The organism is Streptomyces sp. NPDC001156 (assembly GCF_053598275.1).
In genome coordinates this window covers 19,652-42,835 of sequence record NZ_JBSFJX010000071.1, presented here as the reverse complement: position 1 = coordinate 42,835, position 23,184 = coordinate 19,652, and the positions used below count along the sequence as shown (strand labels likewise).

19 protein-coding genes and 3 pseudogenes are annotated in these 23,184 nt (G+C 69.6%); 6 read left to right on the top strand and 16 right to left on the bottom strand.

What is annotated here, in order from left to right:
- From ACWDA7_RS28240 to ACWDA7_RS28170, 15 genes and pseudogenes are all read right to left on the bottom strand, one after another.
- Nucleotides 1-846: pseudogene (locus ACWDA7_RS28240) on the bottom strand (IS200/IS605 family accessory protein TnpB-related protein); the annotation flags it as partial.
- A 300-nt stretch (nucleotides 847-1,146) separates the two neighbouring features.
- Nucleotides 1,147-1,566, bottom strand: coding sequence for a hypothetical protein (locus ACWDA7_RS28235; RefSeq protein WP_450607465.1), 420 nt, complete (start codon nucleotides 1,564-1,566; stop codon nucleotides 1,147-1,149).
- Nucleotides 1,567-2,206: 640 nt separating this feature from the next.
- Nucleotides 2,207-2,887 carry a TetR/AcrR family transcriptional regulator gene (locus tag ACWDA7_RS28230; RefSeq protein WP_450607463.1) on the bottom strand — a complete coding sequence of 227 codons (681 nt, stop codon included), beginning with the start codon at nucleotides 2,885-2,887 and terminating at the stop codon, nucleotides 2,207-2,209.
- Nucleotides 2,888-3,033: 146 nt separating this feature from the next.
- The gene (locus ACWDA7_RS28225) at nucleotides 3,034-3,381 is read right to left on the bottom strand and encodes an ATP-binding protein (RefSeq protein ID WP_450607461.1); all 348 of its coding nucleotides are present in this window, start codon (nucleotides 3,379-3,381) and stop codon (nucleotides 3,034-3,036) included.
- A 308-nt stretch (nucleotides 3,382-3,689) separates the two neighbouring features.
- Nucleotides 3,690-5,657: an FUSC family protein gene (locus ACWDA7_RS28220; RefSeq protein ID WP_450607459.1), complete on the bottom strand. Its 1,968-nt coding sequence runs from the start codon at nucleotides 5,655-5,657 to the stop codon at nucleotides 3,690-3,692.
- A gap of 376 nt (nucleotides 5,658-6,033) precedes the next feature.
- Entirely contained in the window at nucleotides 6,034-6,621 is a 588-nt protein-coding gene (locus ACWDA7_RS28215; protein WP_450607457.1) for an NADPH-dependent FMN reductase, read from the bottom strand.
- Between the two features lie 688 nt (nucleotides 6,622-7,309).
- A complete protein-coding gene (locus ACWDA7_RS28210; protein WP_450607455.1) occupies nucleotides 7,310-9,454 on the bottom strand; it encodes a discoidin domain-containing protein in 2,145 nt (714 codons plus the stop codon).
- An 87-nt stretch (nucleotides 9,455-9,541) separates the two neighbouring features.
- A pseudogene (locus tag ACWDA7_RS28205) lies at nucleotides 9,542-9,736 on the bottom strand (DUF3459 domain-containing protein); the annotation flags it as partial.
- A pseudogene (locus ACWDA7_RS28200) lies at nucleotides 9,736-10,554 on the bottom strand (ABC transporter substrate-binding protein); the annotation flags it as partial. The pseudogenes ACWDA7_RS28200 and ACWDA7_RS28205, both read right to left, overlap by 1 nt.
- A gap of 110 nt (nucleotides 10,555-10,664) precedes the next feature.
- Nucleotides 10,665-11,663, bottom strand: coding sequence for a LacI family DNA-binding transcriptional regulator (locus ACWDA7_RS28195; RefSeq protein ID WP_450607454.1), 999 nt, complete (start codon nucleotides 11,661-11,663; stop codon nucleotides 10,665-10,667).
- 76 nt (nucleotides 11,664-11,739) lie between these two features.
- Nucleotides 11,740-12,891, bottom strand: coding sequence for a winged helix DNA-binding domain-containing protein (locus ACWDA7_RS28190; RefSeq protein WP_450607452.1), 1,152 nt, complete (start codon nucleotides 12,889-12,891; stop codon nucleotides 11,740-11,742).
- Nucleotides 12,892-12,968: 77 nt separating this feature from the next.
- Nucleotides 12,969-13,784 (bottom strand): ABC transporter permease, encoded by an 816-nt coding sequence (locus tag ACWDA7_RS28185; RefSeq protein WP_450607450.1) that lies wholly within the window; start codon nucleotides 13,782-13,784, stop codon nucleotides 12,969-12,971.
- A 15-nt stretch (nucleotides 13,785-13,799) separates the two neighbouring features.
- Nucleotides 13,800-14,690 (bottom strand): ABC transporter permease, encoded by an 891-nt coding sequence (locus ACWDA7_RS28180; RefSeq protein ID WP_450607448.1) that lies wholly within the window; start codon nucleotides 14,688-14,690, stop codon nucleotides 13,800-13,802.
- 10 nt (nucleotides 14,691-14,700) lie between these two features.
- A complete protein-coding gene (locus ACWDA7_RS28175) occupies nucleotides 14,701-15,906 on the bottom strand; it encodes an ABC transporter substrate-binding protein (RefSeq protein WP_450607446.1) in 1,206 nt (401 codons plus the stop codon).
- Nucleotides 15,907-15,933: 27 nt separating this feature from the next.
- Complete coding sequence (locus ACWDA7_RS28170; RefSeq protein WP_450607444.1) at nucleotides 15,934-16,971, bottom strand: ABC transporter ATP-binding protein; 1,038 nt, start codon at nucleotides 16,969-16,971, stop codon at nucleotides 15,934-15,936.
- Between the two features lie 113 nt (nucleotides 16,972-17,084).
- Between ACWDA7_RS28170 and ACWDA7_RS28165 the strand changes: the two genes are divergently transcribed.
- Both ACWDA7_RS28165 and ACWDA7_RS28160 read left to right on the top strand, forming a co-directional pair.
- A complete protein-coding gene (locus ACWDA7_RS28165) occupies nucleotides 17,085-17,822 on the top strand; it encodes a FadR/GntR family transcriptional regulator (protein ID WP_450607443.1) in 738 nt (245 codons plus the stop codon).
- 38 nt (nucleotides 17,823-17,860) lie between these two features.
- Nucleotides 17,861-18,616: a cache domain-containing protein gene (locus ACWDA7_RS28160; protein WP_450607441.1), complete on the top strand. Its 756-nt coding sequence runs from the start codon at nucleotides 17,861-17,863 to the stop codon at nucleotides 18,614-18,616.
- Nucleotides 18,617-18,752: 136 nt separating this feature from the next.
- On the opposite strand, the gene ACWDA7_RS28155 is transcribed toward ACWDA7_RS28160, so the two are convergent.
- On the bottom strand, nucleotides 18,753-19,424 hold the full coding sequence (locus ACWDA7_RS28155) for an MmyB family transcriptional regulator (RefSeq protein ID WP_450607439.1): 672 nt from the start codon (nucleotides 19,422-19,424) through the stop codon (nucleotides 18,753-18,755).
- A gap of 220 nt (nucleotides 19,425-19,644) precedes the next feature.
- On the opposite strand from ACWDA7_RS28155, the gene ACWDA7_RS28150 reads away from it, so the two are divergent.
- The 4 genes from ACWDA7_RS28150 to ACWDA7_RS28135 all read left to right on the top strand — a co-directional run bounded on the left by ACWDA7_RS28150 (nucleotide 19,645) and on the right by ACWDA7_RS28135 (nucleotide 23,132).
- Entirely contained in the window at nucleotides 19,645-20,301 is a 657-nt protein-coding gene (locus ACWDA7_RS28150; protein WP_450607437.1) for a helix-turn-helix domain-containing protein, read from the top strand.
- A 32-nt stretch (nucleotides 20,302-20,333) separates the two neighbouring features.
- Nucleotides 20,334-20,867 carry a toxin-antitoxin system, toxin component gene (locus tag ACWDA7_RS28145; protein WP_450607467.1) on the top strand — a complete coding sequence of 178 codons (534 nt, stop codon included), beginning with the start codon at nucleotides 20,334-20,336 and terminating at the stop codon, nucleotides 20,865-20,867.
- Between the two features lie 20 nt (nucleotides 20,868-20,887).
- On the top strand, nucleotides 20,888-22,072 hold the full coding sequence (locus ACWDA7_RS28140) for an MAB_1171c family putative transporter (RefSeq protein ID WP_450607435.1): 1,185 nt from the start codon (nucleotides 20,888-20,890) through the stop codon (nucleotides 22,070-22,072).
- A 97-nt stretch (nucleotides 22,073-22,169) separates the two neighbouring features.
- Nucleotides 22,170-23,132: a polyprenyl synthetase family protein gene (locus tag ACWDA7_RS28135; RefSeq protein WP_450607433.1), complete on the top strand. Its 963-nt coding sequence runs from the start codon at nucleotides 22,170-22,172 to the stop codon at nucleotides 23,130-23,132.
- Nucleotides 23,133-23,184: the final 52 nt, after the last annotated feature.

Genomic DNA, 23,184 nt, shown 5'->3' with positions numbered 1-23,184 from the left:
GCGGTCTGTGTCGTAGTGGATGCGGTAGGCCACGGACCGGGTCGTGGTGATGCGGTCGGCCCACTCGTCGCTGCGGTGGTGGAAGACCGCGGTTGCGGCGAGGACGTACCGGCCGTGCGGGGCGTTCGCCAGGTGGGCGAGCGGAGCAGGCAGCTTCAGTGACACTTCGCCGTCGGGCGTGACGCGGATCGTCTCGTTGCCGAACCGCTTGCCCGATTCGCCGTCCGCCTGCAGGAACCAGCGCGCTGCTTCCCAGCGCTGTCGCCATGCGTGCCTGGTGAGCTGCGCCGCGTCGAGGTGGTGTCGGGTGGTGAGCAGGCGTTTGCCGCCCCGCACGACCCGCACCCGCCCCACCTCGTGATCGGCCCGCTCCCGCTCCAGCCGGTCCTTGAGCAGATGCAGTCGCCGGGACTTGTGGAACCACTCCTGCCGGGTGCGGTATCCGCCCGGCGCCCGCTTCGAGCCCTTCTCGCCCACCGGCAGCGACAACCGGTGCGCGATCGTCTTGATGCCGGCCTCAAGGCTGCGGATGTGCGCGAGTTGGGCACGCCGGGACAGCGCCCACTGATCGTGGGTGGCCTTCGTGATCGAACCGGCCCACCGCGAGGACGACGTGTCGGTCAGGGCCCGCTTGCGCCTGGCCCACGTATCCGCGGAGTGCTCCAGGCCCTCGGCGCACCGGCGTTTGAGATCCTTCGAGGCCAGCGATCCCAGATGCGCGCCGACCAGACGTAACACCTGCTCGTCGTCCGGCGTGAGGGCCTTGAGGCGGGTGCGGATCGCCACGCCGGACGGGCCGACGGCCACGAAGGGGGCAGCGATCGTACGCAGCGACTCACCACGCATCGACGTGCCCCCTCCCCAACACGTGATCGGCAACAGGAAGAACGCTACCGGCCGGCACTGACATTCAGAGCCCGCCAAGCGTCGTGCGCGCGCTGCAACACCACAAACCGGTACATGCTCGTGCGCACTCACACACACTCCTGCACATCCGAAACCGAACAGCTCCCAACCCTCGGCGACCTGCTCCGCATGGCCCAGCGCAGGGAACCCGCGATGGCGCCCCGATCGGGCGTCTGCTTCCGGGGTCTCGGACGTGCGCCTCGCGATGCAGGACAGAAACCCGGACATCGCAAGACCCGCTCAGGCGGGGCGCCCACCCCACCACGGCCGACTGCCACGGACGTCGTGGTCCCGATCCTGCACGCCGTGACGACCCGTGAGGTCACCGTACGACGCGAAGAGCGTCAACTGGTCGGCGACCCAAGGGTGAAAACGGGCGTCCATGCGATACTCCCCGTCACCGCACCGACCGGTGCACCAGCCGTATGCCCCGAAGCAACGGTCACCGAGCCGGTCCCCCCGCCAGTCGCACCCCTGGTCCTGTCGTACGTGGTAGCCGTTGGGCGCCATGGCTCCCACGGCCGCGGTGACCTCGACGGGCAGGTGCCGGACGGGCGGAAGCGTGGCCGCCGTCGCCGAGCCGCCGGCGGCGAGCAGAGCACCTGCGGCGAGTGCGGCGGCGGCCACCCAGGCGGCGACGGGCCGCATCAACTTGTTCATGGTGGGTTCCTTACTCCTGGATCTGCGAACCGCGGCACTCGGCATCTCCCGCGCGCTGCCGCGACTCCAATTACATTACACATATTGGCTGTAACTTAATTCGCTGTCTACTGTGTCATCGCTCATAGAGCGCCACGCGAGCCTCATGGTCAGGAGCTGTCGCCGTCGGCCCCGACTCGATCGGAAGTCGAACGGCTCTTCGCGCCGGCTCCCCGGTCCGCGAGCCAGTCCCTTGCCAGGCCTGGCAGGTTCAAGTCCTGGCAGACAGTACGAAGCGTCGCCGCACAGCCGCACTCCTGAGCGCCCACGACGACGGGGCCGTGCAGAACAATGCGAATACTCGCATCAACCCAGGCCGGACGAGCGACCTGAACCGCTCGGATCACAACACCGCCGGTTCGGTGAGAACCTCTACACCGACACCCTCGATATGGCGCGACGACCCCGCGGTCAGACGGGAACGCCGGCGGCGCATCGCACGAACCGTGAACCCGTGGAATCCATCACGGCCTTCTCCGAAGAGGGTCCGTAACCGCGCTTCGACGACAGCACGCGCAGCCGGACGCCCACAGCACATGACGCGGTCGCCTGCCCGCCGCGCCATCTGTCGGTCGCGACTCTCCCCATATGTCGGGCGTGATCAGTCGGACGAGGCGGGGTCGGTTGCGATGGCGGGCCAGAGGGTGTCGACAACACGGTCGGGGAGGTCGGTGCCGTCTCCCCCGGTGCGCAGGTAGTCCGCGAAGTAGCTTCCGAAGCACAGGGTGACGACGGCGTCCAGGTCGACGTCCTCACGCACCTCACCGCGCTGCTGGAGTCGTCGCAAGATCTCCATGAGCTCGTCGCACCGAGGCCGCACTCCTTGCTCGCGCAGCTGCTCCAGGAGGCCGGGGACGCGTTCGGCCTCCGCCATGAAGTTACCGTGCAGCGCCATCGCGGCCTTGTTGTGGTACCGCGGATCAAGGCGGCGCACGGCCTCTCGGAACGCCTCGACGGCCGGCAGTTCATCGAAGTCGATGTCGGGATACGCCTCACGCTGGGCACGGAATCCGTATGCGAGAGCGTCGATGACCAGGTCGTACTTGTTCGCCCACCGGCGGTACAGAGTGGGCCGGGTGACGCCGGCATCGGCGACGATGTCGCCGATGGTCATCTGGGAGTAGCCGTCGGCAACCAGCCGCTTGCGTGTGGCCTGGATGATCGCGTCCTCGATCGCGGGATCGCGCGGCCGACCGCCGGCTCGCCAGGCGCCACCGCCGTCCGATGCAGGGCCCGGCACCTTGTCGCCCTTGGCGCCTGCGGCGCGGTCGTCGCTGGTCATCGGCGGTTCTCCCTGGGCCCGGATACAGCTTCATGACATTGGTTGCGGGCATTACAAGGCATAAGCGTAACGGCGGGGTGGCTCCACCTTGACGGCGCCTCGGTCCCGCGTGCGCGGCAACCGAGTTGCCACCCCGAGTGAGCGCGTCACCATGCGCCGACCTCCGCCCACCACACCGTTGTGCCCCCCTCACCTCGCAGGGTGCCACGGCGGGACGCAAGCACGGTGATCACCGTAATGCCACGGCCCCCCTCATCCGCCCCGCGGACAGGACAGGGGGATAGCGCTCCATCGGCCGGACCGCCGTCGACAACCTCCACCCGAACAGCCGGGCGGCCGTCGCGGGAGACCACCTTCCAGGTGATCCGGACGTCGGGGCGCGCGTGACAGACGGCATTGGTGACCAACTCGGAGACGACCAGTTCGACGCGGGCCGCACAGTCTCCGTTCACGCCCCAGCGGTGAAGCAGCGGAAGCGTCAGTCGTCGGGCCATGGACGCCGCGGAGAGCGAGTGCGGAAGCGGGCAGGTGAAGTGCCTGCCGACACTCTCCCTCCCGAAGGGCCCACCGTCGTCTTCCCGGCCTGGGTATGTCCTCGCCCAGGACACCGTCGCGTGTGTCGAAACGGTGTTCCGCCGTCGGCGACTCGCGGTGCCCTCAGGGTTGACGCGACTGATCATCGCGGTTCGCTCTTTCCTCGCCCTTCCGCGCGGCCCCGACCGGGCCGGCGGGCCGTAGACCGGATATCGATGCATCCCACTGTGCATCGCGCTTTCATTACAGTCAATACTTGTAACTTAATTCAGCGCCTCATCGGCCGGTCGGGCCATGCCCGCCGGCCGATGCGCATTCGCCTCGGGGTCCCGACCCTGCCGGACACACGGGTTCGGATCCGCAAGCGCGGCCGTCCGCGGGACGGGCCGGGCCCGCATCCGGAGGGATTGTCGCCGGCGTCACCCGCGATGCCGAGGCTGTCGTACATGCTGAGCCATGCGGCTGACAGGCAGGGCAGAGCACCGAGGGACCCCAGGTGCAGGACCGAGGGTGGCTCGCCGGTCTCGACCGCAGCGGCGAGGGCTTGGAAGGCGGCGCCGACGCGCCTTGCCTCCACGCAAGTGAGCCGTGCTCGGCACCGCAGGGAACGAGAGACCGAGATCGCCAGGTAGCCGATCCGCTGAGTCGCGACGACAGCCGACCAGAGCAGTTCCGACTCGCGGCACGTGGGAGGGTCGCCAGCAGCGTTTTCGGCGACGGTCCGCAGGTCGATCAGCTCCGTACGAAGCCGGTGGCGCGCCTGCCGGGCACCCGCGCTCTCCGTATCGCCACTATCCACGAGGATCAGCTCCCACGCCCGTCCCTGCGCGCGGAGCGCGTGTGCCAAGGCGCCCGGGAGCCGCACGGACGGCGTCCGCCCCCAGAGGGTGCGACCCGCGATCAAAGCGATGACACAACCGCACGCGGTGTCCAGGAGGCGGGCGGTGACCAAGCGGTTCGGGGGCAGCGCGGGATCCGCGGCTTCGGTGAGCAACAACGAGAGTGGGGTGATGAAGGCCACCCCGAGCGCGTAGTTGCGTGCCATGACGGTCTCGGCGGCGAACTGCAGGAGCATCACGGCGGCGACCAACAGCGGCGCGTCCGGGTGGAGGGCAAGGACTCCGCCGGCGAGGGCGACCCCCGCCGCGGTCCCCACACTGCGCTGCGCACTGCGCCGCATCATGGTGGTGACGTTGGCCCCTTGCAGCACCACGATCGCGGCTCCGGACGCCCAATAGGACTGCGGGAGTCCACAAGCATGGGCGACCCAGCCCGCTACCGCGGCACCGGCCAAGACGCGCAGTGCCCCGGGCAGCACCAGCGAGTTCCGTGCCGCGCCCGAGGCGAGCAGCCTGGGCGCGCTCGACGGCTCGAGTGGTTCGTCCTCGTCGTGGAAGGGCACGGTCTGGGCTGCAGTCGGCAACCCGCGGTTGACCTGGGTCCGCAGCGCACGCCGACCCTTCGGCTCTGCGTCCGGCAGAGGGAGCGCGGGCAACGGCCCTACGGTCATGGGCCGGTGACGGAGTGACTCGGCCATTCGGGCGACGGCGTCAATGAGATCGTGCGGGATCGACTCGCTGGATTCCGCGGCGGCACGGATGGCCGCCGAGAACAGGTGATGTGCCTGACGCACGTGCAGCCGTAGCCGCACCACGGTCCCCGCACGTCGAAAGGGCTGCGGCGATGCGGCCACGGCGTACCACGCGCGGCGCAGCGCGACGGCGGCCTCGTGCTGAGCAGTGTCCTGACGCGGGCCGCCGATCGCGGACAGATAGGCGACGAGCCGGTCGTAGCCGTGGGCGACGGCCGCGGTCTCGGGCCCGCGTCGATTCACCAGGGCCCCGGACATGGCCACCAGCCAGACGCAGGCGGCTCCCGACAGGGTGAGGACGGCGCGCTGCCCAATGGCCGCTGTGTCGGCTGGAAGGCCGGCGGACGTGGCGCACGCAAGCGCGAACAGGTATCCGCCCGGCGCCCCTGTCCGAAGCGCGTCGCAGACGTAGCCGGCCACCGCGCCCACGAGGCCGACCATGACGGCCGCAAGCCAGACCCGGCCTCCCACCAAAGACCCCGCCACGACGCACAGCACGAAGCCCGCCCCCGCTGCGGCGAGCAACACTGCGCGTCGGCCGTACGGCTCACCCGTCGCGTAGACGGCGGTGAAAGCCCCCATCGTGGCGGTGAGTCCCCATGACAGATGGCCTGTGGCCACGCCCACAGCCAGGGGAACACCCATGCTGACTGCGACACGTGAGCCCGCCGCGAAGCTGTTGGCCGTGCCACCGACAAACCGCAAGGCGTCACGCAGTGCGCCACCGGTCGGTCCTCGCGGCCCTGGCGGCTCTCCCACGGCGTCGGGATCTGTGTGGTGCGGCACCTTTGTCGTCTCCGAACCCTCATACATGACGGCCTCTTGATGACTCGTCAGTCGTTTTCGCCCCTTGGATCGACCTGGTCCGCAGCGCGGCAGGACGCCACGGGACGGGGCGTCCCCGCGTTCCGGCCCGCTGCGTCGGGGGCCCGAACGCCTCCCCCCGTCGACCTCCTGATCACGGTGCCGATGACCGGGGCGACGGTTGCAGGAGACAGGTCGCCCTGCCCCGGCGGCGGCCTCAAGCGCTGCCGGCGGAGGCGGCAGCGTCACGCCGCTGCTGCTCGACGAGTCCGAGCAGACCGCTGAGCACATCGCCCAGGAGCTCGTAGGCGGGCGAGTCCACGGGCAGCCGACCGTCCGGTCCCAGTTGCTTGTGCGCGTGGAAGAGCAGGAACTCCGGCTGCCCGAGGACGTACGCGTTCATCTTGTGGAGCACCTGACGCAACGCCAACTGAGCCCGGAGCGTACCGAACGGGCTCGGCGAAGCGCCGACGATCGCCACCGGCTTGAGCGTGAGCACCGGGCGTTCGCCGGTGGGGCGGGACAGCCAGTCCAGGGCGTTCTTCAGCACGCCGGGCAGCGATCCGTTGTACTCGGGCGTCGCGATCAGGACCGCGTCGGCGCCCCTGACCCGGCGACGCAGGTCGCCGACGGGGGGCGGCTCCGGATGTTCCTCGTCCTCGTTGAACGGCGGGATCCGGGCGAGTCCGTCGTAGGGCTCGACACGGGCGCCCGTGGCGAGACGGGCGGCTTCCCCGAGTAGCCGTGTATTGAGGGAGTCCCGGCGCAGACTCCCAGATATGGCCAGAACGCGAATGTCAGACATGTGATACCTCTCCGCCGGCGATCGGCCGGCTGCTTTCCGAACAGACTCCGGGTCCGGGAAGGGCAGTTGGCGCGCCTCGGCCCCTGCGTACGGCCCCGCGCGCCTGGGCCGAGGTGGCGCCGCCCTCGTGGATCGGGCGCGATGCCTCGCACTGTCGGCAGCACGTCGCCCAGGTCCGGATGCCGTGGGCTTCTACGTGTTTGTCGCCGGACCCTGGTGCCGGGGCGGGTGGGTGATGTCGTAGGAGATGCGGCCGACAGGCAGGTAGAACAGGGCGATCAGAGCGCCGCCCGCCGGTAATCCATCGTCCGTCCTCCTCCACGGCTGTCCGAGCGACCGGGTCGCCCCTGTCGAGGGATCACGCTCGCACAGGTTTTCGTTACAGTCAATCTATGTAAACAAAACCTTCAGAGATCGCCCCCTCCCACACCACCGAGCCCGCCACCGCCACCGCCACATCCAGTGGTGAACGGACCATGGTGGCCTGGTCGGTCTCATCCTCTCGACCCCGGCCGCCACGTGGCCCTCGGGATTGCCTTTCGCCATCGCCGGGGAACATCTTCAAGGTCACGGATGGCGTTGGGCGTACGCGATCGGCGCCCTGCTGACTGGGTGACCCCGCGCCGCGGCCGGCTCCGGACCCGTGGTCAGCAGCGGGCCGGAGCGGTGCGGCGCGGGGTCACGGTGGTCACGAGGCCGAGTACGCCCCCACCTCACTGAACTGACCGGCGGGCCAGCCGGTGTTGGCACTGACGGTCAGCCTCAGGTAGCGCAGATTCGTGCCGGCGGGCAGGGCGACCGTCGCGGTGTTGCCGGTCGCCGGGTCGAAGCGGTAGCCCTGCGATCCGACCACCGTCGAGAAGTTCGAGCCGTCGGTGCCGCCCAGCACCGTGATGGTCTGGGTGCGCGCACCCCAGGCAGGGGACGGCGGCAGCTTCAGCACCAGTCGGCGCACGGCCTGGGTGGAGCCGAGGTCGACCGTCCAGGACTGCGGGAAGGCGTTGTTGGTGGACTCCCAGTAGCTGTTCGCGTCCCCGTCGACGGCCTTGCCCGGGGTGTAGACGTCCTGCGAGCCGGTCGCGGTGGCCGGACGGCCCTTGGCGAGGTTGCGGTCCGGGTCCGGGGGCGGGTTGCCCTGACCGGGCTGGGGCCAGGTCGAGCAGTCCGACCAGGTGCTGCTCCAGCCGGAGTTCCCGCCGCCGTCGGTAAGCGCGAAGGCGCCGGAGCCGGACGGGTAGGGGCAGTTGTAGATACCCGCCGAGCCCACGCCGGTGGCGGTCACGTTGCGGAAGGTCGCGGCGCCCTGGGCCTCGGCCTGCACGACCACCGTGCCGGTGTTGCGCACGGTCGCGCCGTCCACGGTGACGTTCCTGACCGGGTAGCCCTGTCCGCCGCCGGAGACGAACTCGAAGGCGCTGTAGGGGCCGTCGGTGATCGTCGTGTTGGTGATGTTGACGGCGGCGTTGATGGCGCTGTCGTAGGAGTCGACACGCAGCGCGCTCATGGGGTGGTTCCAGTTGGGGTTCATGGCCCCGGTGCGGACCAGCGTGTTGCCGTCGACCGTGATCGTGCCGGCCAGCGGGTTGAAGGGGTCCAGGAACTTCTGGTTGGAGATGGCGATACCGCTGCCCAGGGCGTTGGTGTCGGAGATCAGATTGTTCCTGACAGCGATGTCGGTGCCGCCGTAGATGGCGATGCCGTTGGCAAGGTTCGGCTGCGAGATGGTGTTGTTCTCGAAGCTGCTGTTGGTGTCGGGCGAGTACAGCGACCACATGGCGAGCGAGTCGTCGCCCTGGTTGCGCAGGAAGTTGTTGCGGACACGCACGCCCTTGGCGGTGCCGTTGAGGTTGAGACCGTCCGCGGTGGTGTCGAGGATGCGGTTGTTCTCCACGACAAGGTTGTCGTTGTTGCCGGTCAGCCAGAGGCCGACCTTCAGATGCTGGATCCACATGCCCGAAACGCTCGATTTCGGGCCGAGCGAGCCGTTGACGAAGTTGTCGGGGCTGGAGTCCACGCGCTCGGTGACCTCGCCGAGGACCGCGAAGTCCTTGATGTGAACGTTCCCGGAGGATCCGGACTGGTCGATGAAGCGCGAGGTGTGCACGACGGAGTACCAGCTGCCCGCGCCTTGGAGGGTCACGTTCTGCACGCCGCTGAGCGAGGAGGTGAGCCGGTAGTCGCCCGGCGGGATCCAGACCACTCCGCCCTGGGCAGCGGCGATGGCGTCCCGGAACGCCTGGGTGGAGTCGCCCTGTCCGCTGGGGTCGGCGCCCTTGGAGGTGACGGAGACCGATCCGGCCGGCTGGGCGGCGGCCACCGGGACCTGTTCGAAGTCGGCGACGTCCACCGAGACCTGCGTACCCGTGGACTCGAAGGCGATCCTGTCGCCCGCCTGCACGTTCTGCCCGAGCAGCAGCCTGGCGTTGTCGAAGAAGTGGTGGGTCTTCGAGCCGGGGATCCACCCCGTGTCGATGTACGAGTACTTGGAGGTGACCGCCAGGGTCTTCGACAGCCTGGTGCCGTTGACGTACACGTTCAGCGTGCCGGACTGGCCGTCGGGGACGCTGTAGGCGACGTTCACCGCGTTGGCCGCGCGTGGCACGGTGAACTCGACGCGCTGGCCGGCGCCGAGGCGTACGGCCTGACGCCCGGAGGCCTCGGAGGCGAGGGTGCCCTGGGTGTAGTCCGGGCCGATCCTGGTGCCGGTGGTGGTGGCGGACTCGGCCTCCACCGAGGTGAAGGGCAGGGTGGCGCCCGCGGCATGGGCGGCGGGGGTGCCGAGGGTGGCGAGCATGGCGGCGGCCAGGGCGACGACTGCCCCGATGGCTGGCATGCGCCTGACAGAACTGCGTGTGTGCCCGTGCATGTGCTGATCCCTTCATTGTGGGGGTGGTGGGATAGCGCGGTGCGTCAGGCGGTCTCAGGCGCGCAGCCAGGCCGCCGTGTCCTGCGGCAGGCGGCCCCGGTCGTCCAGGGGGCCGCTGGTCAGCAGGGGTCGGGAGTGGGGAGGCAGTTCGGCGGGCGTGGCGCTGAGGTTCACCATGCAGATCACCCCGTCCGCGCGCCGGAAGGCCAGGACGCCCTCGGGGGCGGGCAGCCAGGTCAGCGGACCGTCCCGAGCTTCCCGGAGCCCATCAGCTGCTGTACGTCGTTGATGACGAGGAGCTGCTTGCTGCCCATGGAGTTGTCGGTCCAGCGCATGTCGTGCATGTTCTGCAGCACCGCGTGGCCTTCGGGCGTGTCGATGGTGGCCTTCTTGCCGTCGGTGCTGACGACGTCCCCGCCCTGTGAGTACAGCTCGGCCGTGAAGTGCCAGCCGCCCTGGTTCTGCGCGCTGTAGTCGGCGTAGCCCACGGTTCCGTTGCCGAGCGCGGCGATCTTCTTGGCGTCGGCGCGGACCTCCTCCCAGGTGGCCGGGGGCTTCTCCGGGTCGAGACCGGCCTTCTGGAAGAGCTGCTTGTTGTAGATGAGCCCCATCGAGTAGCCGGTGCGCGGGATGCCGTAGATCTTGCCGTCGACGGTGTAGATGTCGCGCAGCTGCTGGATGGTGTCGTAACTCTTCAACTCCTTGACGTACGAGGTCAGATCGGCCGCCTGACCGGTGTCGACGACGTGCTTCACGTCCGTGAAGTAGGTGTAGAACACGTCCTCCATCTGACCGCCGGCGAGCTTGGCGTCGAAGGTCTTGGGGTCCTGGCAGGGGAACGCGTCATGGGCCACGACGTCGATGTCCGCGTTCTTCTTCTCGAAGGCGGCGATGTCCTGCTCGAAGAACCCGCGGTCGACCTCGGCGCTCTTGGGCGGCTCGCAGTTGACGGTGATGCGCGTCTTGCCGCTCGCCGAGTCGTCCCCGGAGCCGCAGGCGGATGCGGCGAGGGCGAGGGAGCAGACGCTGAGCGCGACGAAGGTACGGCGGAACCCGGTGCTTCTCATCGGTGGACCCCTTTGGGCAGGAGCGGTCGGCCCCGCACACTCAAGCACCGACAGAAGCAAGCCGCAAGATGTCGCACAGAATCTGAAATTATTTGACAGCACACCGGATCTCAGAGACGAGGCGCTTGCGCGGTCGACCCCCTGACCACCAGTTCGGGCTCGAACAGCAGCTCGTCGGCCGGTACGGAACTGCCTCCGATCTGCGCGTTCAGCAACTCGACCGCGGCTTTCCCCATCGACTCGATGGGCTGGCGGACGGTGGTGAGAGGTGGTTCCGTGCAGTTCATGAGGGCCGAGTCGTCGTAGCCCACGACGGATATCTGCGACGGAACGTCAAGTCCCCTGCGGCGGGCGGCCCGTACCACCCCCAGCGCTAGCGGGTCGCTGGCGCAGATGAACCCGGTGACCCCTCGGTCGATGAGCTTGGACGCCGCCGCGTGACCGCCCTCGATCGAGAACATGGCCCGCGCGACGTGCTCGTCGGGCAAGTGGCCGGCGATCGCCCGGGCCGCCGCGAGCTTGCGGGCCGAGGGCACGTGGTCGCCCGGTCCGAGCACCAGCCCGATGCGCTCGTGCCCCAGCGAGGCGAGGTGCCGCCAGGCCTGTTCGACGGCGACGGCGTCGTCGCAGGAGACGCCCGGGAACCCGAGGTGCTCGATGGCCGCGTTGACCAGGACCACCGGGATGTTCCGCTCGGCGAGCACCCGGTAGTGGTCGTGCGGGGCGTCGGCCTGCGCGTACAGGCCGCCGGCGAAGACGACGCCGGAGACCTGCTGTTGCAGCAGCAGCGCGACGTAGTCGGCCTCGGACACGCCGCCCTTGGTCTGCGTGCACAACACGGGGGTCAGGCCCAGCTGGGCCAGGGCACCGCCGATGACCTCGGCGAACGCCGGGAAGATGGGGTTCTGCAGCTCGGGAAGGACGAGCCCGACGAGCCGGGCGCGCTCCCCGCGCAGCTGTGTGGGCCGCTCGTAGCCGAGGACGTCGAGCGCGGAGAGCACCGCCTGCCGGGTGGCTTCGGAGACTCCGGGCTTGGCGTTGAGCACCCGGCTGACCGTGGCCTCGCTGACCCCGACCTTCTTCGCCACTTCAGCAAGTCGTCGCGTCATGCGCGCAAGAATAGCGCAAGAAATGCAAAATGCTTGCGCGATCGCACGAGCTGGAGCCGATGGCCCCGTGGGCTTCTCAGGAGACGGCGCGGCCCGGGAGTATCCGCACCCGGGCGTCGGGGAGTTTGTCCCACCAGTGGCCGTACCGGCTGTAGACGAGGGGTTCGCGATCCGCCAGCAGCGTCGTCAGGGCCCGGGCCTCCGCGGCGAGTCCGTCCCAGGCCTCGGGCGACAGTTCACGGAAGGCCGTCGCCTCGATACCGCCCTCGACCGGGCGCCACACGCCGGCGACATGGCCGTCCACCAGCAGCGTCGGCAGCACGTCGCCGTTCCTCCGGGTCACCAGCGGGCGGTAGTCCTCGGGAATCACCCGGCCCCGGTCGGCGTAGGCCAGCAGGACGCTGTCCCACATGGCCATCAGTCGCGGTGGGGCGGGTGTGTCCGCGGACGGGCGCGGAGCGCCGGGTATGTCGAACAGGGGCGTACCGCCGGGTCCCTGGATCCGCTCCACAGCGCCGTCCAGGGCGTGCAGCGCCTCGCGGACGTGGGCCCGCTGCACCATCGCGAACTGCGCCACGTCCGCCACCGACGCGGGCCCGAACCCGGCCAGGTACCGCAGGACGAGGGCCTGCACGGCCTTCGGATCCGTCTGCCGCCCCGTGGGCGTGAAGGCCGCCCGCGACGCGACGTACGACGGCCGGGCGCCGAAGGCGCACGGCCCGCCGTCCGCGACGTGCCACAGCGGCGCGTACGACCGCAGTCCCCACCAGGCTCCGGCCCGCTTCTCGGCGCCCAGCCGCCGCTCGAGCCAGGCCTCCAGCTCGGTGGCCGTTCGCGGCCGATCAGTGAACTCCACCAGTTCCGGTACCAGTTCGCCCGCGTCCGCGGGGGTGAGCCCCGCCGCCGCGAAACGGTAGCCGAGCCGGGACGCGTACAGCGTGGGCTGCATCGCCGCACGGAAGACCGGATAGTCGTCCACGTGGACCGCGTGCGGCGTGATCCGCATCAGGGTCGCCTTGACGACCTCACCGCCGGTGAAGGTGGCGTCCAGGTCGGCCGGGTCGAAACCGCTGAGCCGGTTCCACAACGCGAGGTACGGCGAGGCCGGGTGCTGCGCCTGCAACGCCACGACACGACGGACCGCGTCGGCGGCAGTCAGGGACTCCCGCCGCAGCAGCAGTTGACGGGCGAGTGTGGCCCGGTTGAGTTCGCGTGGGGTGAGCCGCATGACCGAGATTGTGCCGCGAACCGCTCCAAGGTCGCGGGGCCGCCCCCGTGGTTCGGCCCCAAGCCCAAGGCCGGGCGTTAGATCCGGCTCTCCGTCGCCGTGTCCGCCGACAGCCGCTGGGCGACGTAGATCGGGATCACCGACAGCAGGACGAGTACCGCCGCCACCACGTTGACCACCGGTGCCTGCTGCGGCCGGGTCATGTTGTTGAAGATCCAGATCGGCAGGGTCTCGATGCCGGGTCCGGCCGTGAACGTGGTCACCACGATCTCGTCGAAGGACAGCGCGAAGGCAAGCAGCGCACCCGCGAACAGCGCCGAACGCACCAGCGGGAACGTGACGTCGACGAACGCCCGGAACGAGTCGGCGCCCAGGTCCATCGCCGCCTCCTCATAGGTGCCCGAGGTGCGGCGCAGGCGTGCCACCACGTTGTTGAACACCACGACGATGCAGAAGGTGGCGTGCCCGATCACCACGGTGAACAGGCCGAGACCGACCCCGAGCGGCTCGAGGACCGTGCTGAACGCCGAGTTGAGCGCGATGCCGGTGACGATGCCGGGCAGCGCGATCGGCAGCACGACCACGAACGAGATGACGTCGCGGCCGAAGAAGCGGTGCCGGGCCACAGCGAACGCGATCAGCGTGCCGAGCACCAGCGCGATCACCGTGGCACCGAGGCCCGTCTTCACCGAGACCCACAGCGCGCTGCGGGCACCGGCGTTCTCCCAGGCCACCGACCACCAGTGGAAGGTCCACCCGGGCGGCGGCCAGCTCGCACTGCGGTCGGGGTTGAAGGAGTTGACGAGGACAAGGGCCAACGGGACGTAGATCACCGCGAAGCCGAGCCCGGCGGCGATGCGCAGCGCGATGCGCGCGGAGCGGGACAGTTGCATGACGAGGGACCTCTTCTAGAGGCTGCTGAGTGCGCCCGTGCGGCGCATCGCCAGCAGGTACAGCACGATGACCACCACCGGAACCGTGCCCAGCGCGGCAGCCATGGGCAGGTTGAGCTCGATGTTGGAGTAGACGAGGTTGCCGATCAGCTGGGTCTTGCCGCCGACGATCTGCACGGTGATGTAGTCGCCGAGGCTGAGCGAGAAGGTGAAGACCGAGCCGGCCGCGACGGACGGCAGCACCATCGGCAGCACGACCGAGCGGAAGGTGCGGCCGGGCCGCGCCCCCAGGTCGGCGGAGGCGTCCATCAGGTTGACCGGAAGCTGCTCGAGCGCGGTGTGGATCGGCAGGATCATGTACGGCAGCCACAGATAGGTGAGCGCGACGACCGCCGCCGGGAGGCCGAACCCGGGCCCGCTGAGGCCGAACGGGCGCAGCATCCAGTCGGCGAGCCCGCCCTCGGACAGGATCAGCCGCCAGGCGTACACCTTGACCAGGTAGCTCGCCCACAGCGGGGTGAGGATCGCGACCACCAGCAGGGGGCGCCACCTGGGCTTCGCCACCCGCGCGGTGTAGAAGGCCAGCGGGAAGGCGATCACCGCGCACAGGACGGTGACCGCGAGGGCCACGCCGATGCTGCGCAGGATCACCTGGCGGAAGACCGGTGTCGTCACCAGCTCCTGGAAGTTGTCCGTCGACCAGACCTTCACCACCTCGGAGGTGAAGGAGTCCGTCGTCCAGAACGCGGAGACGAACAGGACGCACAGCGAGCCGAGGTAGAGCACGGCCAGCCACAGCAGGGGGGCGGTCAGCAGCAGGGACAGCCGCAGCCGCGGGCGGCGGTGCAGCAGCCCGGCGAGCCGCCGGACGGGGGTCCGTCCGGCGGCAGGCAGGGTGGCGGTCATCGTCGTGTCCTCAGCCCTTGATCTCGGTCCAGGCCTGGACCCACTTCGCGTACGGCACGCACTTGACGTCCGTACGGCCGTCGAGGCACTGCTCGATCGGCGTGTTCCAGAAGGCGACGTTCTTCCAGTAGGCCGTGTCGGCGGCGTGGAAGGTGGTGCAGAAGCTCTTGTCGCTGGTCTCGTCGCACGCCTTGGCGTTGGACGGGGCCTCACCGAAGTACTCGGCGACCTGGGCGTTCACCTTCGGCGAGATGATCCAGTCCAGCCACTTGTAGGCGCAGTTGGGGTGCTTGGCCTTGGCGGAGACCATCCAGGTGTCGGACCAGCCGGTCGAGCCCTCCTTGGGCACGAAGGCCTTGACCTTGGCGCCCTCGCCCTGCGCGAGGTTGGCGATCACCTGCCAGGTGGTGCCGACCACGGAGTCACCGCTCTTGAAGGCGGAGATCTCCTTGAGGTAGTCGCCCCAGTACTCGCCGACGTTCGCGTTCTGCTTCTTCAGCAGGTCGACCGCCGCGTCGAACTGCTTCTGGTCGAGCGCGTACGGGTCCTTGATCTTCAGCTCTGGCTTGGTGGCCTTCAGGTACAGCGCCGCGTCGGCGATGTAGATCGGGGAGTCGTACGCGGTGACATGGCCCTTGTACTTCGCCGCGTCGTCGAAGACCGCGGACCAGGAGGTCGGCGCGGGCTTGACCTTGTCGGTGTTGTACATGAGCAGGTTGGCGCCGCGGCCGTGCGGGATGCCGTACGCCTTGCCCTTGACGGAGTTCCAGGCCTGCAGCTTCAGGTCGCCGAAGACGTCCTTGTAGTTCGGCACGAGGTGGGTGTTGACCGGCGCGGCGTCACCGGAGGCGATCAGGCGCAGAGAGGCGTCACCGGAGGCGGAGACGGCGTCGTACTCGCCGGTCTTCATCAGCTTGACCATCTCGTCGGAGCTGGCGGCGACCTTCGAGTGGACCTGGCAGCCGGTCTGCTTCTCGAAGTCGCTGACCCAGTCGACCTTGGGGTCGTTGGAGCCGTCCTCGACATAGCCGGCCCAGGCGATCAGATTGACCTGTCCCTCGGTCTTGCCGAGTTTGGACGGCGCCTTCATGTCCGGCGGGTTGAGACCGGTGGACGAGCCGCCCGAGCCGGACGATCCGCAGGCGGTGGCCGCGATCAGCAGCGACACGGCTGCGGCGACCTGGAAGGTACGGGTGAGACGCACGACGTTCTCCATACGTGAGGGTGGGCCTGGCGTGAGGGGTCAGCGGGCGTCGGGGACCTGGACGGTGTGCCGGCGGTGCCACGTGAGGCGCACCCGTCCGCCGCGGAAGGCGGCGACGTCCTCGGAGGAGGTCTCCAGGTTCTGCTGGAGCGCGGTGAGGCGGCCACCCGCGTCGAGGTCGACCAGGAACCGGGTGGTGTCTCCCAGGTAGACCACTTCGGCGACGGTGCCGATGGCGGTGGAGTGCTCCGGATCGTCCGCGGTGGCGGACTCCTTGAGGACGCGGATCTTCTCGGGCCTGATGTTGTACGTGCCCGCCGTGCCGACGACCCGCTCGGCCGCCTCGCCGTCGAGCAGGTTCGAGGTGCCGACGAAGGAGGCGACGAACGCGGTCGCGGGGCGCTCGTAGATCTCCGCGGGGGTGCCGACCTGCTCGATTCGGCCCTGGTTGAAGACGGCGATGCGGTCGCTCATCGTCAGGGCCTCCTCCTGGTCGTGGGTGACGAACACGAAGGTGATCCCGACCTCCCGCTGGAGCGCCTTGAGTTCGACCTGCATCTGCTCGCGCAGCTTGAGGTCCAGGGCACCGAGCGGTTCGTCGAGCAGCAGCAGGCGGGGGCGGCCGACAAGGGCGCGGGCGAGCGCGACCCGCTGCCGCTGGCCGCCGGAGAGCTGTCCCGGCCGCCGTTTGCCGAACCCTTCGAGGCGCACCCCGGCGAGCGCCTCGCGGGCCCGCTCGCTCCGCTCGGCCTTGGGCACCTTGCGGACCTTGAGGCCGTAGGCGACGTTCTGCTCGACGGTCATGTGCGGGAAGAGCGCGTAGTCCTGGAAGACCGTGTGCACGTCCCGCTCGAAGGGCGCGAGGCCGGTGACCTCCTGTCCGGCCAGTTCGACGGTTCCGGAGGTGGGACTCTCGAAGCCGGCGATCATGCGCAGGACGGTGGTCTTGCCGGAACCCGACGGGCCGAGCATCGAGAAGAACTCCCCGTCGGCTATCTCCAGGTCGACCCCGGCCACTGCGGTGGTGTCACCGAACTCCTTCCGCAGCCCCTGCAGCCGGATCGCGTTTCCCTCCATGGGCGGGAACCTTTCTGGTGCACTCTTTCGTTGGTCGAAAAGATATGAAGTCATAGTTCAAAGCTCAAGACCCCTTTAAGGTAAAGCTTGAGTCAACGCACAAGGTGGTGGCCGTGAAGCACAACAGAAGCGGCGGGGCCCGGAGAGCCGTCTTCTCTCCGGTGGACACCCGGGCGCGCGTGGAGACGGTCGTCCGGCGGCTCGGCGACGCCATCGAACTCGGGCTGCTCGCCGACGGGGAGCAACTGCCCGGCGAGAGCGAGCTGGCGGCCCAGCTCGGCGTGTCCACCGTGACCCTGCGGGAGGCGCTCATGGCGCTGCGGCAGCAGGGCCTGGTCACCACCCGGCGGGGGCGCGGCGGGGGCAGCTTCGTCTCGCTGCCCGCCGACCCGGCCGAAGAGCGCATCAGACAGCGCCTGGCCGGCTGGAGCACGGAGGAGCTGCGGGACCTGGGCGACCACTGGGCGGCCGTCTCCGGGTTCGCCGCCCGCCTCGCGGCCCAGCGCACCGAACCGGACGAACTCCAGCCGCTGCGACGCACGCTGGAGGAGTTCACCGCGGCCGAGGACGCGGCGGCACGCAGCCGAGTCTACGGCCGGTTCCATGTGGAGCTGGCCGCCGCCGCGCAGTCCGCCCGGCTCACCCGTGAGCAGGTGGCCCTGCAGACCGAGATCGGGGCGCTGCTGTGCCTCGTGCTCGGGGACGGCACCTATTGCGAAGAGGTGGCGGACCGTCATCGCTCCGTAATCTCCGCCGTGCAGGATGGGGCCCACGATTCGGCCAGGGAGCTGGCCGAGCGGTGCGTCCAGGAATCGACGGCCCGGCTGATCGCGCTGCGTCTCGCCCTGTGACGCGCCGGCTTCCGGTCGACGTGCGCGGAAGGGTGCCGATGAGCAGGAGCCCCGGTCTGGCCGCAGTGCCCGAGGCGGACGTGACGGCACGCGTCCGTTCCGCCCTGGAAGCGGTCTTCGACGCCGTCGCGGAGACCCGCGCCGACACCGCCGCCTTGCTCTCGCGAGTGGCCGGCCAGGGGCGGCGGCCGGCCACTGTGGACCTGGCGGGACTGCGTCCGGGACTCCACCGTCGGCTGATGTGCGAGGAGTTGGTGTCCGGTGTGGGTTTCGTGGCGGCCCCGGGGCTGCTGAACGATGTACCGGCGTGGCTGGAGTGGTGGCAGACCGCCGGGAACGGCGACGTACAGCCCCTGCTGCTCGACCTGGACCCCGCGCACTCCGCGTACTCGGACTACACCCACTGGGACTGGTTCGCGCTGCCCCGGGACACCGGGCGGCGAGCGGTGGCCGGCCCCTACGTGGACTACCTCTGCTCCGACGAGTACAGCCTCACGCTGTCGGCGCCCGTGCTGATGGCGGGAAGGTTCGCGGGCGTGGCGGCGGCCGACGTGTATCTGCGGCACTTCGAGGCGGCCGTGCTGCCGCTGCTGCGCGCTCTGCCGCGGCCTGCCCATCTGGTCAACGCGCGCGGCCGGGTGGCGGCGTCGGCCGACCCGGCGCATCTGGCCGGTTCGCTCACCAAGGGGCCGGACTTCGCCGCCGTGCTGGAGCGCGGAGGGCAGGACGCGTGGCAGGGTCTGCGGCTGATCCCGTGCGACGGCGTTCCGCTCGTCCTCGTCGTGGGGCCCTGAACCGGAGACGGCCTGCCCGGGGCGAGGACGAGCCCCGGCGCCGTCGGCGACCTGAACGCCGACGGGGCCGGGGCTCCGGACCGCGGCGAGTGAGCCGGGAGGGCTCAGGCGCCGCGGAACGAACCGCGCGGGGTACTCAGTCCGGCGGCGAGGGCACCACGCTGAGGTGTCCCGTCGCGCCCCGCGCGCGGCGCACCGTGCGCGGGACCACGGCGGCCGGGCGGGGTGCCTCGCGCAGCACCAGGGTGAGCCGCGAGTAACCCATGTCCTGAAGTGTCTTGGGGGTCTCCCCCACCACCCGGCAGTCGGTGCCCCAGCGCGGGTCCGGGTGCAGCAGCGGACGCACCGCCCCGTCGTGCTCGACGGCGCCGGGTCCGACCGACCGGATCCAGTGCGGCAGTCCGTGCCGGTAGGCGGCGTCCATGATCGGGTCCTGGGCGATCTCCCGGCGGATGGCCTGCAGCCCGTGGTCGTGGCCGTGCCGCTCCACCGCCGCGGCGAAGTGCGCGAGCATCGGCAGGCACCAACTCGACTCGTGTTCACCGAGGATCATCGCCGCATCGGGGTGGAACAGCACGAAGCGCAGGAAGTTGTCGCCTGGCATCGCCGTCGGATGCGACGCCACAGAGCGGAAGAGCATCTCGAAGGCGGAGTTGGCGAGAACGACGTCCCAGCGGTGGTCGAAGACGACGGACGGGAAGGGCACGGCTTCCAGCAGCGTGGCGTAGTCCTGCAGATACGCCCGTGCTTCCGGACTCTCGGGGACGGGCCGCGGATGCGACCGCTGCCCTCCTGCCTGAAACGCCATCGGGAGGTCACCCCTCTTGCCCTTGCGGCCTTCACGCGGCGCCCTGATCCTGCTGCTCCGCTCGCACGGTGTCAACTATCGTGGCATTCCGTGGCCGTTGACGGCCGAATCTCGCCACAATCGTGGCGAGACCTGGATGTGAGTTCGAGGAAACGGCTAATCTCCGGATGGTTCCGGATGACCATGTGAACTTTGTGAGAGAGACGTAGGAGACCTGTCCGTGACGGATGGCTTCGAGGTTCCGGGCGCCACGGCGACGGGTCTGCTGCCGGCCGTCGTGGCCCGTGTCGCCGCCCTCGCCGACCGGCTGGGCGTGCCGCACGAGGAGATCTTCGACATCCCGCGCCTGTCGGTCGAGTCGGGCGTGCCGGAGCCGGTGGTCAAGGCCCTGATGAACGGGGTGCCCGCCGGGGAGCCCGATCTTCAGACGCGCTTCCTGCAGCGGCTCGACCTGCTGCGCCGTACCCGGCTCAAACCCAACGGACGCAGACACACCCAGCAGGAGATCGCCGACGGCGCGGGTATGTCGCGCCAGCAGGCGGGTGCCCTCATCAACGGCGACCGACGCCCTACCATGGAGCATTGCGACGCCATTCAGCGCTTCTTCAAGGTGCATGCCGGGTTCCTCACGGCCGAGGACCCCGAGGCGCTCGCGAACGCCCTCCAGCGCTCGGAGCAGGAGCTCCTCCAGCGGGTCGCCGACCGCGAGCGCGAGGCGGCGCACGCCGCCGAGGACCCGCTGCAGCGACTGTTGCAGGACCACGGTGTCCGGGGCATCGCCTGGCGGGCGGCCCAGCTGCCCACCGACCAGCACCGCGACAAGGTCGCGGAGTGGCTGGACATGCTCCTGGAGAGCGTCAAGCGGCCCGAGTCCTGATCCGGGGGAGAACCGTGGGCATCGGAAAGGAAATGCGCCGCCTGTGCGGCGACCTGGTCGCGGAGCTGTCGCTCCCGGCACCGGCGGATCCCGCCGACCTCTACGCCGCGCTGTGCGACGGGATGAGCAGACGCCGCGGCCGTCCCGTCCAGTTCCGCACGGCCGCCTTCCCGCCCGGTACGGCGAGCGGGCTCTGGCTCGACATGGCCGACCAGGACCTCGTCGTCGTCGAGGAACGCACCGTCCCGGACCACCAGTTGGTGATCCTCGGCCACGAGCTGTGGCACATGAACGCCGGGCACCACGGCCACCATGTCGAGGGCGCCGCGGTGGCGGCGCGTCTACTCAGTGACACCGCCGATCTGGAGGCGGCCGTCCGCAAGGTCGCGGCCCGTACGCACTTCGACCTCGCCGACGAGAAGGACGCCGAGAGCTTCGGGCTGCTGCTGGCCAGCAAGTGCCGTACCTGGTTGGCCGGTTCGTCGCTGCGCGGGCCGGTCAAACGGGACGATCTGGCGGGGCGCCTCGAGGCCTCGCTGGGTTATCGCGGGCCGCAGGACTGCTGAGCGACCCGGACAGCGACACGATGGACGGTTCGAGCTACTACATACCTGCCGCCGCGATGGCGCTCGCCTTCGCCTTCAAGGCACCAGCGCTGATCCGCTCCTGGCGCGACCCGCTGATGCGATCCGTATGCGCTCTGCTCGCGCTGACGGCGCTGGTCTTCCTCTTCGCCGCGCCGCCGACGATCGCCGAGGTCAACGACTTCACGGGCGTAACCAACATATCTGCTCCGCTGGTCTACGGCCTGCTCAGCGCGTTCAGCGCCGCAAGCCTCGTAGTCGTCGTCAACTGGCGGGGCGGGCCGCCAGCGGTGACCCGCCGCATCAACCGCCGCATCATCACCGGCTATGCGGTCGTCATCGTCGCCCTGGGCGTCCTGTTCGCACTGGGTGACGCTCCGGTGGAGCGGCTCCGGGACTTCGACACCTACTACGCCGACACCCCGTTCATCCGCGAGCTGATCGTGCTCTACCTCGCAGCGATGACCATCGCGGCCTTCGCGATGAACCTCATGTGCTGGCGTTGGGCCCTCCAGGTGCGCGGCTTGCTGCGTGCAGGGCTGCTGATCATCGTGACCGGCTATCTGTTCAACCTGGCCTACCTCGGCGTGAAGTTCACGGCCGTGATCGCGCGCTGGAACGGCGGGAACCTCGACGACCTGAGCACCTATGCCGCTCCCGTGCTGGCCTCCGTGGGGGCGCAGGTCAGCGCTATCGGCTTCTGTCTCCCGCTGGCCTGCCGGCGCGTCGGCGACAGCTGGATCACCTGGGCGACCTACCGCCGCCTCGGACCCCTGTGGCGGGAGCTGAGACCGGTGTCCGCGCATGTCGGCGGTGACGTGCGCATTTCCTGGTGGTCGTCGGCCCAGCTACAGGTCACACAGCGAGAGTCCGACATTCACGACGGAATGCTCACACTGTATCCCTACTTCGACTCGGAAGTGCGCACACGGACCTATGACGCGGCTGTGGCGGCGGGCTCGGACCCCGTCCACGCGCGGGCGGAGGCGGACGCGGCGATGGTGACTGCGGCTCTGCTGGCCAGGGCCGCCGACCCTGAGGGCAGAGTCATCAGGGCGACGGTGGTAAACACCGAGCCCGCCACCGCTCACGAGAACTCCCGGGACCTCGTGCGGATGTCCATGGCCCTGCGCCGGTCACCGGTCGTCGCGGCAGTGCGGGGGCAGGCCGGGGAACGGCTTCGATGAGACGACGTGCGGACGACCCGGTCGTCGAATCCGTCGCGACGGCCCACTCTCCCGAAGGGTGGAAGACGATCCGACCGCAGGCACATGGGGGTGGCGCGTGAAGACGTACCTGGAACTGCACCGCGAGTTCTCCGCAGACACCGAGGCGGAGTTGGAGGCCACTCTCGCCCTGTTGGGCAGCTCGTCGGATTCGGTCCGACATGCGGTCCGTGGACTCCTGCGGCACCAGCCGATGAAGTACCCGCTATCAGTGCTTCCCCTCTTGGTGCACGGCGCCGAGACCGGTTCCCCCGCTCCGACCCTGCCCCTGTCGGCCACACATGTGCTGTGGTGGACATCGGACTGCTACCTGGACGACCTGACGGACGGCCACCGCGTCGGCCTGCCCGCCGGACTAGGCGTCGACGAGGCACTGCCGGCAGCCGTCGTCACTGGGCATGTGCTCCCCCTCAGGGCCGTCCACTCCCCGCGTGTCCCACAGCCGGTCCGCGGTGCCCTGACGGCCGAGATCCTGGACTGCGGGATAGCGGCGGCCGAGGGGCAACTCGGCAACATGCGGGCGGGCAGGGAGCAGACGAGCCGGAGTTCGGTCCTCGCGGCGTACCGGGGAAAGTCCGGCGCCCCGTTCGGCATGATCACCGCCATGGCCGCCGTACTGTCCGGGGCGGGAGACGAACGGACGGACCTCTGGCGGGAGTTCGGTTATGTCTTCGGTGTCCTCTGGCAACTCTTCAACGACCAGGAGGACATCACCTCCGACCGGAACGAGGACCTGACGAACGGTACGGTGACCTATTTGCTGGTGTGTGCCCTCGAGGAGGCGTCGCCGGCCGGCCGAACGCGGATCCTGGACCTGCGCTCGGCCGCACGTACGTCCGTGAAGTCACGATCGGACCTGACCGACGTCCTCCTCGCCCCCTCCGTCCTGACCCGCTACGAGAAGGACATCAATGAGTTCCGCGGCGAGGCGCATCGGATGCTCAACGCTCTCGGCGGCGACGACACCTACCTGCCCGTCCTCCGGCAGCTCGTGGACGAGACGTCACAGCTCCTCCTGTAAGGACCCCGAACCGAAGCCCCACGCCGTGACGTCCCCGGCAGCGATGCCGTGG